This is a genomic window from Porphyromonas sp. COT-290 OH3588, assembly GCF_000769075.1.
Classification (GTDB): domain Bacteria; phylum Bacteroidota; class Bacteroidia; order Bacteroidales; family Porphyromonadaceae; genus Porphyromonas.
Genome location: NZ_JRFC01000015.1, coordinates 16,355 through 32,037, shown reverse-complemented (window position 1 = coordinate 32,037; position 15,683 = coordinate 16,355). Strand labels below are relative to the sequence as shown.

Annotated in this window: 14 protein-coding genes; 8 read left to right on the top strand and 6 right to left on the bottom strand. The window is 51.8% G+C overall.

All coding sequences use genetic code 11. The annotated features are described in order from the left end of the window. Window positions 1-869 precede the first annotated feature (869 nt). On the top strand, window positions 870-1,007 hold the full coding sequence (locus tag HQ48_RS09380; RefSeq protein ID WP_160225925.1) for a hypothetical protein: 138 nt from the start codon (window positions 870-872) through the stop codon (window positions 1,005-1,007). Window positions 1,008-1,100: 93 nt separating this feature from the next. Here HQ48_RS09380 and HQ48_RS05055 read toward each other — a convergent pair whose 3' ends face one another. The 3 genes from HQ48_RS05055 to HQ48_RS05045 form a co-directional block, all read right to left on the bottom strand. After that, window positions 1,101-2,567 (bottom strand): catalase, encoded by a 1,467-nt coding sequence (locus tag HQ48_RS05055; RefSeq protein WP_044187003.1) that lies wholly within the window; start codon window positions 2,565-2,567, stop codon window positions 1,101-1,103. Window positions 2,568-2,606: 39 nt separating this feature from the next. Then, the gene (locus HQ48_RS05050; protein ID WP_044232069.1) at window positions 2,607-3,041 is read right to left on the bottom strand and encodes a hypothetical protein; all 435 of its coding nucleotides are present in this window, start codon (window positions 3,039-3,041) and stop codon (window positions 2,607-2,609) included. A 315-nt stretch (window positions 3,042-3,356) separates the two neighbouring features. After that, a complete protein-coding gene (locus HQ48_RS05045) occupies window positions 3,357-3,929 on the bottom strand; it encodes a phosphoribosylglycinamide formyltransferase (protein WP_044232066.1) in 573 nt (190 codons plus the stop codon). Between the two features lie 138 nt (window positions 3,930-4,067). Between HQ48_RS05045 and HQ48_RS05040 the strand changes: the two genes are divergently transcribed. From HQ48_RS05040 to HQ48_RS05025, 4 genes are read left to right on the top strand one after another with little or no spacing between them, the layout of a single operon-like run. After that, on the top strand, window positions 4,068-4,304 hold the full coding sequence (locus HQ48_RS05040) for an acyl carrier protein (RefSeq protein WP_044186997.1): 237 nt from the start codon (window positions 4,068-4,070) through the stop codon (window positions 4,302-4,304). Window positions 4,305-4,318: 14 nt separating this feature from the next. Continuing rightward, window positions 4,319-5,575 carry a beta-ketoacyl-ACP synthase II gene (fabF, locus tag HQ48_RS05035; protein WP_044232064.1) on the top strand — a complete coding sequence of 419 codons (1,257 nt, stop codon included), beginning with the start codon at window positions 4,319-4,321 and terminating at the stop codon, window positions 5,573-5,575. Between the two features lie 24 nt (window positions 5,576-5,599). Then, window positions 5,600-6,376 carry a ribonuclease III gene (gene rnc, locus HQ48_RS05030; protein WP_235300200.1) on the top strand — a complete coding sequence of 259 codons (777 nt, stop codon included), beginning with the start codon at window positions 5,600-5,602 and terminating at the stop codon, window positions 6,374-6,376. A 23-nt stretch (window positions 6,377-6,399) separates the two neighbouring features. After that, the gene (locus HQ48_RS05025) at window positions 6,400-6,579 is read left to right on the top strand and encodes a DUF2147 domain-containing protein (RefSeq protein ID WP_044232063.1); all 180 of its coding nucleotides are present in this window, start codon (window positions 6,400-6,402) and stop codon (window positions 6,577-6,579) included. A gap of 33 nt (window positions 6,580-6,612) precedes the next feature. On the opposite strand, the gene HQ48_RS05020 is transcribed toward HQ48_RS05025, so the two are convergent. Further along, window positions 6,613-9,315: a dipeptidyl peptidase 3 gene (locus HQ48_RS05020; RefSeq protein WP_235300199.1), complete on the bottom strand. Its 2,703-nt coding sequence runs from the start codon at window positions 9,313-9,315 to the stop codon at window positions 6,613-6,615. Between the two features lie 857 nt (window positions 9,316-10,172). On the opposite strand from HQ48_RS05020, the gene HQ48_RS05010 reads away from it, so the two are divergent. The 3 genes from HQ48_RS05010 to HQ48_RS05000 all read left to right on the top strand — a co-directional run bounded on the left by HQ48_RS05010 (window position 10,173) and on the right by HQ48_RS05000 (window position 14,482). Next, window positions 10,173-11,963 carry a hypothetical protein gene (locus HQ48_RS05010; protein WP_044232080.1) on the top strand — a complete coding sequence of 597 codons (1,791 nt, stop codon included), beginning with the start codon at window positions 10,173-10,175 and terminating at the stop codon, window positions 11,961-11,963. A gap of 33 nt (window positions 11,964-11,996) precedes the next feature. Further along, window positions 11,997-13,445 (top strand): potassium/proton antiporter, encoded by a 1,449-nt coding sequence (locus HQ48_RS05005; RefSeq protein ID WP_044232058.1) that lies wholly within the window; start codon window positions 11,997-11,999, stop codon window positions 13,443-13,445. Between the two features lie 152 nt (window positions 13,446-13,597). After that, entirely contained in the window at window positions 13,598-14,482 is an 885-nt protein-coding gene (locus HQ48_RS05000; RefSeq protein WP_044232057.1) for a 4-hydroxy-3-methylbut-2-enyl diphosphate reductase, read from the top strand. Here the strand turns inward: HQ48_RS05000 and HQ48_RS04995 are convergent. Together HQ48_RS04995 and HQ48_RS04990 are read right to left on the bottom strand one after the other, a co-directional pair. After that, entirely contained in the window at window positions 14,479-14,697 is a 219-nt protein-coding gene (locus HQ48_RS04995; protein ID WP_044232055.1) for a hypothetical protein, read from the bottom strand. The two genes, HQ48_RS05000 and HQ48_RS04995, sit on opposite strands and share 4 nt — an antisense overlap. 168 nt (window positions 14,698-14,865) lie before the next feature. Continuing rightward, the gene (locus HQ48_RS04990; RefSeq protein WP_044232053.1) at window positions 14,866-15,594 is read right to left on the bottom strand and encodes a carbonic anhydrase family protein; all 729 of its coding nucleotides are present in this window, start codon (window positions 15,592-15,594) and stop codon (window positions 14,866-14,868) included. Window positions 15,595-15,683: the final 89 nt, after the last annotated feature.

Sequence of the window (15,683 nt, the reverse complement as noted above, 5' to 3'; positions counted from 1 at the left end):
GAGGGATATTTCCCTCAGGGATGGGGATAGGGGGATAGTATTCAAGGCTCCCCAAGCCGCTCAAACACGCAAAAAACACCGAGAAAGATACAAGAAACGTTGAGCGGCGCATTGCGCAATAGCCTCATTAAGATTTCTCTCGTATCTCCAGTCCTCCGGTACACTCGAGGGTAGTGCCATCGTCAAAGGTTACCACGAAACGCAGCTTAACCCCCGGGCTAGCTAGGGACTGCTAAATAGTTTATAAATATCCCCGTATTAGTAAGCAGTTTAGCATCAATAACACCTTCCGAAAGACGCCTCATATACTTCTTCCCCATTTCCCACAATACTCCGCCACATACTACAACAAAAAACAGGAAATATGGGAATTGACTTCTTCTCAATTTCCGTTAAAGTATGTAAAGACAATTAGGCTAATTCCGATAAGCCTAAGGAGTATTTTGGGGTAAGTTATTCACCCAAAATGGAAATTTGAAGGGAAGGCTTTTTCTGGTTAATGGGGACATCGCAATGAATGTACCAATCAATCGAAACAGATTGATGGGAAGAAATCCTAAAATTTTGGCTCTATCCAAAGACAACTACCTGACAAAAATATTTATAAATCTGGTTATCAGCACACTACAAAACAAGTGTTTTAAGCGACTATTTTCATTCGACTAAGTATAAGTGCCCAAGCAAGGTCGAATGCCGTGTAGAGCCTCCTAGAGGCCCAATACGAGATCTGCCATTTTTCGCTCTCTCCTCCCCCAGTCTTCTCATCAACATTCCGAAATTTGAGCCAAAATATAAATCTCACCCCCCAATCAAAGTTCCCATCTGACCACAAGTCTGAGTCTTCTGTAAGTGTATGTGTCGCTATCGCCATGAGTAAGAAAAAGAAGCTCATCGTAACTAAGCGCCTCTTCAAAGCAGCAGAAAACACGGAGCATCTAAAGAGTATCTATAAAGAACTCACATGGACTAAAAGCAAACGAACGCAGCCACGAGGCCTTGCATATTGACGAGCCTCCTACACAAAAGAAGAAGCAGATGTAGCACATCGGGCTCCCCCAAAGATGCTGCATCTGCTTCCTTTTTTAGTTATGAGTCAGCCCCTAAGCTAACTGTAGCTCGTCGAAGTTGAGCCCTAGAGCTTTCGCTACACCACGTCCATACGCCTCGTCAGCCTTAGCACAGTTACTGATGTGGCGCACCTTAATCTCGATAGGGATATTACCCATGGCACGAGCGGTGTTATCGAAGAGTACCTGCTGCTGCTCTGGGGTCATCAGACGGAAGAGTGCACGAGGCTGAGAGTAATAGTCACAGTCATCTTCACGGAAGTCCCACTGGTAGGCAGCTCCGTCCAGCTCTAGAGGTGGCTCCTTGTACTCATTCTGCTCCTGCCAGTGTCCGTAGCTATTGGGCTCGTAGCCAAGACGAGATCCATAGTTGCCGTCCACACGCATCGCTCCATCTCGGTGATACATATTAAGGAATGGGCAACGGCTCTTATTCACTGGGATCTGATGATGATTGACCCCTAGACGATAGCGCTGAGCATCTCCATAGGAGAAGAGACGACCTTGAAGCATTCTATCGGGAGAGAAACTAATCCCGGGTACTACGTTAGCAGGATTGAAGGCAGCCTGCTCTACATCGGCAAAGTAATTCTCCGGATTGCGATTAAGCTCCAAGACACCAACCTCGATGAGTGGGAACTCCTTTTGTGACCACACCTTGGTTAAGTCAAAAGGATTGTAAGGCATATTCTTGGCCTGTTCCTCCGTCATAACTTGTATCTTCATCGTCCAGCGAGGGAAATCGCCACGCTCAATGCTCTCGTACAGATCTCTCTGGTGGCTCTCTCTATCCTTGCCTATGATGGCTTCGGCCTCTGCATCGCTCAGGTTCTTAATCCCCTGCTGAGTATGGAAGTGGAACTTAACCCATGTGCGCTGACCCTGAGCATTGATCATGGAGAATGCATGACTACCATAGCCATGCATATGGCGATAGGAGTAGGGAATACCACGATCGCTCATCGTGATAGTCACCTGATGAAGAGCTTCGGGCAAGAGGGTCCAGAAGTCCCAGTTGTTGTGTGGGCTACGCATATTCGTACGGGGATCACGCTTAACCACATGGTTGAGGTCGGGGAACTTGAGTGGATCACGCAAGAAGAATACGGGTGTATTGTTGCCAACGAGATCCCAGTTGCCCTCCTCGGTGTAGAACTTCATCGCAAAACCACGAATATCACGCTCGGCATCAGCTGCACCTCTCTCGCCAGCAACCGTAGAGAAGCGGACGAAAAGCTCAGTTTCCTTCCCAATCTCGGAGAAGATAGCGGCACGAGTGTACTTGGTGATGTCGTGGGTTACGGTAAATTTACCGAAAGCTCCCGAGCCCTTGGCGTGCATACGACGCTCGGGGATCACCTCACGGTCGAAGTGAGCGAGTTTCTCGATGAACCAAATGTCTTGCAGGAGCATTGGGCCACGCCTGCCTGCGGTAGCTACATTCTGGTTGTCCGCAACGGGAGCACCTGCAGCTGTGGTCAGTTTGTTTTTTGTTTCCATAAAACTTCTGATTTATAGTTAATAAATGAACGATTCGTATTATTGCTGTTGTCTAATTTGGGCTACATATTGGTCTAGTAGTCGCTTGTCTTCTGGGCTTAGGAAGCCTGTCTTCGACTGGAGCGTAGCAATTTGCCCAACGTCACGTAAGTTTAGATGCTTCTTCATACCTCGAAACATGCTTCCGGTACGAAACTTGTACGTTGAGAAGAGCAAAAGATGTTTCGGGAGCTGACTCGGGAGCTGCTTGGCGAAAGTAACCCATCGATGATTGGGATATTGGTTGATCACGAACCAGCCACTGGTCCAGCAGCCCAGCAGCAGGAGATCGCATTCGTCCAGCATCTCTGGTTTGAAGTCAGCGGTAGCACAGCACTTGACGCTCACTCCCTGAGTCCACAGATGCATAGCTATCTCTCGGGCATAACCAGCAGTTCGCCCCCGACGACTATGATAGATTATTGTTGCTTTCATTCTATCCTATATATGTGTATTCTAATATGCTAATTAATTACACGCAAATTTAGTCAACCAAATCCACGTAAAAAAAACGATAAAATCTATAGAGTAATAGATAGTTGTGATATGCTCCCCAACCTAACGGTTGGGGACAAGCCTAGAGGCTATTTGGAAACTAAAAACTCGGGTGCTACCGATGTTGATAGGAAGAGGCTGTAACCTCCCCAAAACCATAGAGAAGAAAGACTTGATCCAAATAAAAATCCCTCAAAGGCGACGGCTATTACCGATCGTCCTCGAGGGAGAAGTCCTAAGGTCTAGCTTGACTAGCTAGAGATCTTGGGTGAGATACTGCTCGATGGTGGGGGCATAGAAGCGATGCTCCAGCGTATGAATGCGACTAGCCAAGGTGTCGGCTGTGTCATCGGGGCGTACAAGGCAAGTCGCTTGCAGCAGATGTCGGCCGTGGTCGTACTCCTCATCCACGAGGTGTATCGTGATACCCGATTGCTCTTCGCCAGCAGCCAAGACTGCCTCGTGCACATGGTGCCCATACATACCCTTACCTCCATAGCTGGGTAGTAGTGCTGGGTGTATATTAATGATGCGATTGGGATAGGCTACAAGCCAAGGCGATGTCATCAGACAGAGGTAACCTGCTAGCACAATTAGATCAACTTCGAGCTCTCTTAGGAGCTGGAGGGGCGCATCGCCCGAGCGCATCTCTACATTATTATAGTAGTGGCAAGAGATCCCCAAACGTTCGGCTCTAGCGATAACCCCTGCATCGGCACGGTTAGTCAGGATACACACTACTCGGATTGAGGGGTGATTGGCAAAGTACTTGGCTATGGTTTCGGCATTGGAACCACTGCCAGAAGCGAGGATAGCTAGTTTATTCATAAAAAATAAGTATCTTTGTGCACAAATAACCCATTCGTGTGCAATTTGCGCTCCGTTGAATGCGGAAGCAATCAGCCGAATGGACATCCAAAAGTAAAGTTAATATAGTAAATTATAAACTCAAAACTAAAGAAGATTATGTCACAGATTGAAGAAAAGGTAAGAGAGATCATCGTAGAGAAGCTAAACTGCGAAGCATCTGAAGTAACTCGTGAAGCAAACTTCTCAAACGACCTAGGTGCAGACTCTCTAGATACTGTGGAGCTGATCATGGACTTCGAAAAGGAATTCGGCATGTCAATTCCCGATGAAGACGCTCAGCAGATCAAGACTGTAGGCGACGCTATCGACTACATCGAGAAGAAGCAGAACTAATCCTCTCTCCCGATATGGAACTCAAGAGAGTAGTCATCACAGGTCTAGGAGCTATTTCACCTCTGGGTAAGACAGCTCCCGAGACTTGGGAAGCCCTCAAGGCTGGCAAGAGCGGGGCTGCGCCCATCACACTCTTCGATGCTAGCAAGCACAAGACGCACTTTGCTTGCGAGGTGAAGGACTTCAATGTGAATGACTATATAGATCGCAAAGAGGCGCGTAAGCTAGACCGCTACGCCCAGTTTGCGATGATCGCAGCCGATGAGTGTCTAGTAGACTCTAAGCTCGACCTTGATGCCGTAGACAAGACTAAGGTGGGCGTGATCATCGCCTCTGGTATCGGTGGTCTAACGACCTTCGAGCAGGAAGTGCGTGACTACAACCCCGAGTCGGGTCCCCGATTCAATCCATTCTTCATTCCCAAGATGATCTCGGATATTGCTGCAGGTCACGTATCTATGAAGTATGGCTTCCACGGACCGAACTACTCTACGGCGTCTGCTTGTGCCTCAAGTACCAATGCTCTGATTGATGCGTGCCACCTCATTCGCCTAGGTAAAGCCAAGGTGATCGTAGCTGGTGGAGCAGAAGCATCTATCTGTGCTGCTGGTATTGGCGGCTTCAACGTGATGAACGCCCTATCTACACGCAACGACGAGCCCGAGCGTGCTTCTCGCCCATTCTCGGCGAGCCGTGACGGATTTGTAATGGGTGAGGGCGGTGTATGTATGGTCATCGAAGAACTGGAGCATGCACTCGAGCGTGGCGCACACATCTACGCCGAGCTCGTAGGGACAGGCCTCTCTGCCGATGCCTACCACCTAACGGCGACTCACCCAGAGGGCCTCGGAGCTAAGCTTGTTATGAGCAATGCACTCGAGGATGCTGGACTCAAGCCCGAGGAAGTAGACTACATCAACGTACACGGAACCTCTACACCCGTAGGGGATATCTCGGAGACTAAGGCGATCAAGGACGTATTCGGTGAGCATGCATACAAGCTAAACATCAGCTCGACTAAGAGTATGACAGGGCACCTCCTTGGTGCTGCTGGTGCTATCGAGGCGATGATAGCCATCAAGAGCGTAGAGGAAGACATCGTTCCTCCTACGATCAACCATGCCGACGACGACTGCGACCCAGAGATCGACTACAAGCTCAACTTTACGTTCAACCAAGCGCAGAAACGTACCGTTGATGTGGCGCTATCCAATACTTTCGGGTTTGGCGGACATAATGCGAGCGTGATCTTCAAGAAGTACAAAGGTTAAGCCTTACATAAGATTATATTGCTCATGTCTGTTATCAGCATGATTCGTAATATCATCGAACGAGCCAAAAGGCTCCTCGGGCTATGCTCCGAGGAGCCTTTGCTTCGTCTAGGTGAAGTATTGGGCTTTGAGCCCCGCAACATCAGCTACTACCAGCTAGCTTTCACGCATAGCTCCTGCTCTCTGACCGACGAGATGGGGCAGAGGATCAACAACGAGCGTCTGGAGTATCTTGGCGACTCGGTACTCGCTACGGCTGTAAGTCATCATCTCTACCTCAACTATCCCCACTGGAACGAAGGCGAGCTGAGCAAACGACGTGGTGCTATGGTCAAACGTGCCGTAAACAATGCTGTGGCCAAACGTATGGGGTTGCATAAGATGCTCCGCTACAATAGAGAGATGGGGCAGAGGCTTAGCCCCGATACCTACGGCAATACGCTAGAGGCGCTCATCGGTGCTATATTCCTTGATCAAGGTTATCTACAAGCCGAGATGTTTGTCCTGACGAAGGTGCTGCCACTCTTCCAAGAGCTAGAGGATAGCCTAGTAGAGCAGACGACCAACTACAAGTCACTCCTACTCGAGTGGGTGCAGCAGCACCACCTCGATCTAGACTTCAAGATGCTCCAAGAGCCTAAACGCTCGGGCGGACTATTCGTCTGTGCAGTCTACATCGACGGCAAACGCATCAGCTCTGGCCGTGGTAGCAATAAAAAAGAAGCGCACCAAGAGGCGGCACATGCAGCACTGGCGGCACTGCGCAAGGTAGACCCGACGATCCCGATCTCGGACAGCTAAATACAAGTAACGGAATAAAAAGATTGATCGCCCTAGCCCTCGTGACCTTGCTCACAGTACAGCTGGCTTGGGGACAACAAGAAGCCAACAGACTGATCGGCACCTACTACACCGCTGGAGCCAATGGCAACCTAAAGGTTCGTGGTCTCATAGGCGTATCACTCATCGGTCGGACAACAGAATGGACGAGGCTCTCAGAGTAGAGCCCCGTCCATTTTCTTTTATCCAGCCAATCACTAGGCCTCGAAGTTCAGCTCAAAGAGCAGATCGTCGGCAAACTCACGGTAGATTGGCTCCGAAGACTCCACCCATGCTTTGAGTTCTGGTCGCTCGAGCATCACGGCCTTCGCCTCGGCATCTGCACGTCCCCAACGCTTCAAGAGCAGTAACGCTGCCTGCTGTCTAGGCATGATGTGCGCCTCCTGCTCCGCCTCTAGAGCTACGAAAGCTCTAGCCATGAGTCGAGAGCGTAGACTCTCCCCCTGCACCTGCCAGCCACGGCTGATCCATCGGGCCAGACAGATGAAGCCCACGGGCAGTATATCCTGATAATTATGTTCCTCGTCCAGCACCCAAGTGAGCGACCAGTTGGGGGCATCGCTACATCTATCCAGTAGATGCTTAGCCAAACAATCTCTCAGCTCGGGATTGGAGAAAGAAGTCGAAGCCAAGTAGGTCGCTACCTCCAGCGTTACTTCCTCGGCAGGATAAATGAGCTGACCGATCAGCTTGAGTTCACGTACATCACGGCTGAGCAGATAACGAGCCAAATCGGCGGACTGAGGCAGAGCAGCCGCTCGACGCTGAATGTACTCAAGCGTCAAACCAAAGTTGATCCCATAGTGCAAGCCTTTCTCTCGCATAGACGACGAGATGACGCCGTCCATCGAGGTGCGCAGACCTGCCCTTAGCTCCTTGGCTATCGCTAGGGTCTGCTCGGAGGGGTGAGGCGTGCGTAGCTCCTCGACTGCCACGGGGTCGCTCGGCAGCGTCCCATAGTCACGGCTATAACGTAGCATTTGCTCGGCGTAGCCCTCGTCATAGTGTGCCACGACATCGGCAATGCCTCCGTCCTCGAAGACCAACTCTAGGCGTGGATTGACGAAGCCTCGATAGGGCGCAATGCCCAGCTTGGCATATCGCTCTAGGATCTCGGCATGCTGATCCTCAAACACCCTAACGGCGTAGCCCTCCACGAGCGCACGAGCCGCCTCGTAGTCGCCCTCGCTCTTGATGCGCTGCACCTCGGCCAGCAGCGAGGCTATCGAGGCACGCACCTGCTGGTAGTCATGCACGATGAGCTCTATCCCTCGCAGTTCAATCTGCTGATCCGCAGCCGATCGTGCCAGCACATAGCGGGCGATGAGCGCCCTATTGCGCATGTGCGCCTCCTCAATCTTGTGCCCCGGGCGGATGCGCACAAACTGAGTGATCAGCCCATTGAGCAGATAGCGGTAGTAGCACGCCTTGTAGGCCTCGCCGTCGGGCAGGAGCCCCATCTCGACGAGCTTCTCGTCCGCCATGTAGTAGAGGGCGAATAGATCTGCCCTAGCCTCCTCTATCGTCGAGCCGTATGCCCCGAGCGCATCGGGCGAAACGCCCGGCAGTAGCTGCCCCGAGCCATGCCCTAGGCACTCATGAAGGTCTGTGTGTAGCGGCTCTGTGATACCCTCGTAGCGCTCCAGCATCGCACGTACCTCTGCATCGGGTATGAAGGCCTCGTCCATGCCATTGGCCTTGGAAGCAAGGCGGTAGGCCTCGTGGATATTGTCGATAGTAACAGACTTGGAGCCGTACTCTGCGCGTATCCAGTCTGCATTGGGTAGGTTGATCCCGATCGGTGTAGCGGGATAGGAATCCCCAGCTAGCATCGCAACGGTAACGACCGTAGCTGTGATGCCCTTGGGCTGAGCCTTCTTGAAGCGGCTGTCGATAGGAGCATGCTCCTCGAACCAAGCCGCCTCTTCGCTCAGCTTACGGGTGCGTAGACTAGCGGCTTCGTTGCGTATGTGTACGAGTCCCTCCCAGCTCCCTTTCATGCCGAGAGGATCAGTATAGGTCTCGGTGAAGCCGTTGATAAAGTCTACCTGTGGCTCGGTATCCTGTACCCAAAGGACGCAGAAGCGATTGTAGGACTGTAGGTTGCCCGTCTTGTAGTAGTCGAGTAGGGCTAGCAGAGCCTCACGCTGAGCATCCGTCTGCGTATAGGCTAGAGCGGCTTTGAGGTGCGTGCAAATGCGCTCTAGAGCTGTGCCATACAGCCCACCGATACGATAGACTTGCTCATAGAGCAGGCCGTCGCCATTGCGTCCCAGACGGCTATTGAGCCCATACGAAGGCGGTGTCTTGCGGTCCTGCTCGCTTGTTTGCTCGGCCTGCTCGGCATAGTAAGCCTCTGCCTCGGCCTGCCCGATGCCCTCATCGTAGAAATTGACTGACGAAGCCCTCAGCAGATCCTCCGCTCCGTCCTGCACCGTACGCCTAGGCGAGCGCTCAGGGTCAAAGACTTCTTGTAGCAGATCGTCCACCACACTGGGCGTCAGATCGAGCAATTCGCTTCTCTGCTCTTGCACCTCGCTGAGCGCCTCACGCAGAAAGGCCTCGCTAAACCCGGGCTCGAACTTCTCACTTCCGTAGTGATGATGAATACCCGAGGAGAACCAAAGGCGGAAGAGGTAGACCTCTAGCGCACGCCACTGCTCACTCGTACGATCGCCTTGATAGTGCTGATAGACTCCCTCAAGGAAGCGACGCAGGCGCAGGCTGTAGCGGCCGTTTTGGTCGAATGTAATATCTCGCCCAGCTAGGGCGGCCTCGCTCAGATGATAGACGAGGAGTTTGCGCTCCAGAGGTAGGGCGTCGAAGCCGTCGATGCGGTAGCGCAGGATTTCTATATCGGCAAATCGGCAGACCGATGCACCATTGATTTCTTCTGTCATTGTCCTATATATCATTGCCCAGTGGCAATCTTATTCCTTAATAACTAACCACAAAAGTAACACATATCCCTAGGACTAGGGTTCACACATACGGAGGCTCATCTCGGCAAGCGTACCAATAGCAAATTTTTACACTTCTCGATTACATTTGGGCTCCTAGCTAATCCACCCCTGCTCCACGGTTATCAAATCCTCAAACCGCTTATTTGGGGCCTAGCAGGCCCTAGATTGCGTCCGACCTCGTTTACGCACCTCGCTTCGACCGAACAGGAATAACCGTCTAAAACACGGGTTTCACAAGGGACTATAAAAGAGCCATATATAGAGCCTATTACTCATTCTCAATGGGACTACATGGTACTTGGGAGCATTTCTTCCCATCAATCTTTTGGGATTGGTGGGTACACCGTGGTGGATTAATCCTCCAATCCTCAAAAATCTACCCATCAATTTACTGTGCGCACTCCATTGTTCTTTACAAACCACAGCCCTATTACCCCAAAACACTGAATATATCCTTTACACTCTTTAACCAAAAAGTAGAGGAATGGCCTCTCATCACCGTCATCTAGGTCTAGTGACGAAAGAGAGGATCAGCCAGCCTAAGACTATCGTATGCGCAGTTGTGCTCTCAGGACTGCAAGGCTCCGAGGACAGAGTCACGAGAGCTCATTGGGGGGGAGAGGTACAAGCAAGGTCTACTCCTCATCAACATTGGAGGCAGTGCCTCGAGCCAAATCTTGGAGCAAGCAGTGGGGATATCAAAGTGGTGCAGAAGCATAAGAAATTCGGTGAGGATTTTGTATTTTTGTAACTTTCGGTTAGATATGTATCCTTTCGGACTAAAAACTCAACGTATGCGACATAACCTCCTGACAGCCCTAGGGTGCCTCTTGGCTCTACTTGGCAGCTTCAGCGTCCTCTCGGCCCGAGAGCGAGTGGTACACCTCATCGACTTTGGCGTCAAGCCACAAGCTGGCTACTCCAATACCGCCCCTCTCAACCAAGCTATCGCCGAGCTTGCTCGTACCACTAGCCCCAGCGATACCCTTACGCTAGTATTCGCTCCCGGAGTGTACGAGTTCGCCAAAGATGGTGCTCCTGTGGCTACCTACCATATCTCCAACCACGACCATGCCCCCCTGAGATCAATAGGCATCAACCTCAAGCAGCTACACAACGTGCGCCTAGAGGGTATGGGAGCCGAGTTCCTATTCCTAGACCGAATGCTCCCGATCGCTGTCGTAGAGAGTAGCAACATAGAGCTGCGCAACTTCCGCATCGACTTCCGACACCCCCAGCTCTCACATGTACGAGTGGAGGAGAATAGAGGCGAAGGCGGCTTGGTGCTCGCCCCAATCTGCTCGGCGCAGTGGCGACTGACAGGCCAGGGGGAGCTAGAGTTCTACGGCCGTGACTGGAGCAACCGCCCATACGTAGCGATAGCTTTCGACGGAGCTACTAAGCGTATTCTCTACCGTACGGCAGACATCGACCTCTCGACCAAAGGGAGCCGTCTACTAGACGAGGGGCGTATCTTGGCTCCCAATTTTCGGGACGAACGCCTCAAAGCAGGCACAGTCCTAGCTCTACGCACCTACGAACGCCCCAATCCCGGGATATTCCTCTCGGACAATACGGACGTCCGCCTAGAGAACATCAACATACACTATGCAGACGGCATGGGTCTTCTAGCTCAAAACACTCACAACGTCAGTCTAGATGGCTTCAGCGTTCGCCTCAGAGGCGACTCCGATCCACGCTATGCCACGACGCAAGCCGATGCCACGCACTTCTCTGGTTGTAGCGGTCATATAGACGTGCGCCGTGGGCTCTTCGAGGGCATGATGGACGATGCGATCAATGTGCACGGCGTCTACCTCAAGCTCATCAAGCGTGTGGACAACTACACCGTCGAGGGGCAATATATGCACAATCAGGCTTGGGGCATGGACTGGGGCAAGGCAGGCGACTCGATACAGTTTGTCGCTAGCTCTACCTTCGAGGTCGTAGGGCAGGGCAATACGCTCACCGCCATCGAGCCCGTAGACACACCTACACTAGCAGGGGCTAAGGTGCTGCGTTTGCGCTTCGCCAACAAACTGTCACGACAGCTCAACCCAAGCAATAGCATCGGCATCGAGAACCTACGCAAGACCCCGAGTGTCACCTTCGCCGACAATACGATCCGTCACAACCGAGCTCGTGGCACACTCCTCAACACGCCCAAGCCTATCAAGGTAGAGTACAACGTATTCGATCACATCTCAGGCTCCGCAATCCTCGTGAGTAGCGACTGCAATCAGTGGTTCGAGTCTGGCCAGACAAAGTATTTACATATCCGAGGCAACCTATTCCTCGACGTCTTGACAAGTGTTTTTCAGTTTACCGAAGCTGCTATCTCGCTCTTCCCCGTGATCCCTCAACTCGAGAAGCAGCGTCAGCCCTTCTACGGTGACGGCAAGAATGGCATCACCATCGAGGACAATGTATTCATGACCTTCGATGAGCCGCTCCTCTTTGCACAGAGCGTAGATGGAATACTCTGGAGGCGCAATCGTGTGATCCAGACGGATAGCTACCCCAAGTTTCACTGGCATCAAGAGCCTTTCATACTCAAAGGCTCACGAGGTTTCGTCAAGGAATAAGCTACCTATCTACTCGTATTAAGCAGATTATAGATGATATCAACAGACCTATTGCTCCTCGTAGGGGCAGTGCTGATGCTTGCCGGCATCTTGGCTGGTAAGGTCGGCACTCGCCTAGGCGTACCAGCCCTACTCGTCTTCCTCATCACAGGAATGATCTTCGGCAGCTCTGGACTAGGGCTTGAGTATAGCGACACGAGCAAGACCCAATTCCTCGGGACTGTCGCCCTAGCCGTTATTCTCTTCTTCGGGGGCTTCGAGACAAGGATTGGGGATATTCGCCCAGTGCTTGGCCCGGGGATTATGCTCTCGACTGTGGGGGTTTTGCTCACGACTCTCTTCTTCGGGGGCTTTCTCTATTGGCTCGGCACGTTCGACTTCTTTACCATTCATCTGAGCTTCCCTATTGCTCTACTTCTAGCAGCCACGATGTCGAGTACCGACTCGGCCTCGGTCTTCGGCCTTCTGCGTGCTCGCAATATGCACCTCAAGGAGGGGCTCCGCCCGATCCTAGAGCTAGAGAGTGGCAGCAACGACCCAATGGCGTATATGCTCACCATCGCCCTGATCCAGTACGTCACGGGCGAGGGCGAGGGCTCTTGGGCCAGCATCGTCTCTACGTTTGCACTTCAATTCAGCGTGGGGGCTGGGCTCGGCTATCTGCTCGGCAGGGTGACGACACTCTTCCTCAACAAGATCAACATCGACAATGCAGCCCTCTACCCCATTACCCTACTCTGTGCTATCTTCTTGACCTACTCGCTCACGGCACTGTTCCAAGGCAATGGCTATCTGGCTGTGTACATCATGGGGGTAGTGGTGGGGAACAACCGTTTGGTACACAAGAAGAGTATCGAAACCTTCTTCGACGGTATGACTTGGCTACTACAAATCGCCCTATTCATCGTCCTTGGGCTATTCGTCGATGCCAAAGATCTAATCCCAGTGGCGCCATTCGCTCTGCTCTCTGGGCTATTTATGATCTTTTTTGCTCGTCCTCTAGCCGTACATCTGAGCTTGAGTGTATTCCCACGCATCAGCCTCAAGGGGCGGTCATTCCTTGCTTGGGTAGGCTTGCGTGGTGCCGTACCAATCATCTTCGCCACCTTCCCTATGATGAACAACATCGAAGGGGCGAATACGCTCTTCAACATCGTCTTTTTCATCACCCTACTCTCGCTCCTCATACAGGGCAGTACGCTCCCGATCGTAGCCAAATGGCTCGGGTTGGACGAGGAGGTCAAGAAGAAAGTCAGCTTATTCGGCGTAGAAATCCCGCAGCATACGGGGACTTCTATGGAGGAGCGCAAGGTAACGCCTGCCATGCTAGACGAGGGCAATAGGCTCATGGATCTAAACCTCAAAGAGGAGGAGCTGGTAATCCTCGTACGCCGAGGCGAAAACTACTTCGTCCCCAAAGGCAAGCTAGAGATACACTCTGGCGACATACTGCTCATCGTATCCGAGAGCTCCAGCAACTAATCCGAAGCCCAGCCCAAGAAAACAGATCGGCTCCGACCCACATCGCAATGCGAGAGGTCGGAGCCGATTTTTCATACCCTCGAATGAACAAACACACCCCTAAACGCTTTAATTAACGTACGGTATAGTAACTCAAGATAAGACTCAAAGATATGACACCAATCATAGAGATCGACCAGCAGAGTGGCTTCTGCTTCGGAGTGATCAATGCGATCAAACATGCAGAGCGAGAGCTCGCCTCCGATGCCAAGGAGCTATACTGCCTCGGCGACATTGTACACAACGACCAAGAAGTGGAGCGTCTGCAAACCAAGGGTATGCAGACCATCGACTACGAGGGTCTCAAGCAGCTCTCGGGCAAGCGTGTCCTCTTCCGAGCTCATGGCGAGCCTCCACAAGTCTACTCGTGGGCCAAGGAACGCAACATTGAGCTTGTGGACGCAACTTGCCCCGTAGTCGTGCGCCTACAGAAGCAAATCCTCAAGAAATACACAGAGATCAAACCTCTAGATGGGCAGATCGTCATCTATGGCAAGAAGGGGCATGCCGAGGTAAATGGCCTAGTAGGTCAGACCAACGGAGAGGCGATAGTGATACAGACGGCTGAGGATATTGAGGCAGTAGACTTCGGTCGGCCTGTGGCACTATTCTCACAAACAACGCAGTCGCTCTCGGGCTTCCACGAGCTAATCGAGACGCTCAGAGATCGTATGCAGCCGGGGATCCGCTTCGACTATCAGGATACAATCTGCCGACAAGTGTCCAATCGAATGCCACACATCAAGGAGTTTGCATCGCAGCACGAGCTCATCTTCTTCGTCGCTGGTCCCAAGAGCTCCAACGGCAAAGTGCTCTATGCACACTGCCGACAGAGCAACGAGCGTACCATCTTCGTATCCTCGGCCAGCGAGGTAACCAGAGAGATGCTAGAGCCCATGCCCAAGACAATCGGAATCTGTGGAGCAACCTCTACCCCCAAGTGGCAAATGGAAGAAGTAGCCGCCCGCATCAAATCCCTACTAGACATACAAGACTAGTCGAGCGAGGCCAAGAAGGAGCGAAACTCCTCCTTATACTGCTCTGCATGGCAGCTACCTCCCTCTATATCACAAGCCTCGGCCTTGACCTCCAAACGGAGCGTAGGTGCCGGGGCTTGGTCTATGAGGACGACACGCCCCTCGGTCACTTTGTCGAGGTAGTAGGCCGTGTGCTTGATGAACTCCTGACGAGTAATACTGATTTCAATAGCCATACATAAGATGATTTGCTTGATCAAAAGCAAAAATAGCAACGAAAAGCAGATGAAATAGCAAAGGCGACGTACCAAGACTTGCATCTCGACACACCGCCCAGCCAATAGGTTTAAGGTAGTATGAGGTGAATTTGAGTAAGCAAATCCTACCCCGTGGCCTATGTGGAACTACAAAAAGTGGACACGCCCCGTAGACATCTCGTAGACAGCACCACAGATCTTGATTTTATCTTCCTCCTCTAGCTTCTTGAGGATCGGGCTATCTCGGCGGATCTCATCGATCGTCTGGCGCACATGCTCCACAACTACGGCATTGGCAAACTCCTTGTTGCTATAAGTGCGCTCACCCGTGTAGTTGGTCGCCTGCACCGAAGGTTTGATTTCGCCCATCAAAGAGGTAATATTGCCTAGCTCTACTCCCTTAATCGCAGCCTTGACAGCTCCACAGTCCTGATGCCCGAGGACAAGGATCAGCTTGGCGCCAGATACCTCGCAGGCATACTCCATACTGGCAAGCATATGTTCGTCTACAACGTTACCCGCCACACGGCCCACGAAGAGGTCACCAATACCTTTGTCGAAAATATACTCCACTGGCACTCGACTGTCCATGCATGAGAGAATAAAGGCCTCGGGGAACTGCCCCTCTAGGCCCGCCATGGCTTGCGCATTGAGATCTCGAGCTAGAGGTTTGCCTGCCAAATAGCGCGTATTACCGTCTTGAAGCCCCGTCAGTACAGCATCGGGCGTCAGCCCTTGCTGTATATCTTGGGTGATAATCTGGCCGATACGCTCCTCAGACGGGGCTGCCGATACGTCTGTCTTAGCTTGCTCGGCTGGATTGTTGCAGGCTATTAATAGCATTCCTACAGCCAAAAGCGAGATGATTGTCTTCATAATGTTTGCTGTTAATGGTGAATAAGATAACTTAACTTATATACTTCATCTTTTTGGTTACTCCAATTTTACCTTTCTCCCTAGTCTGT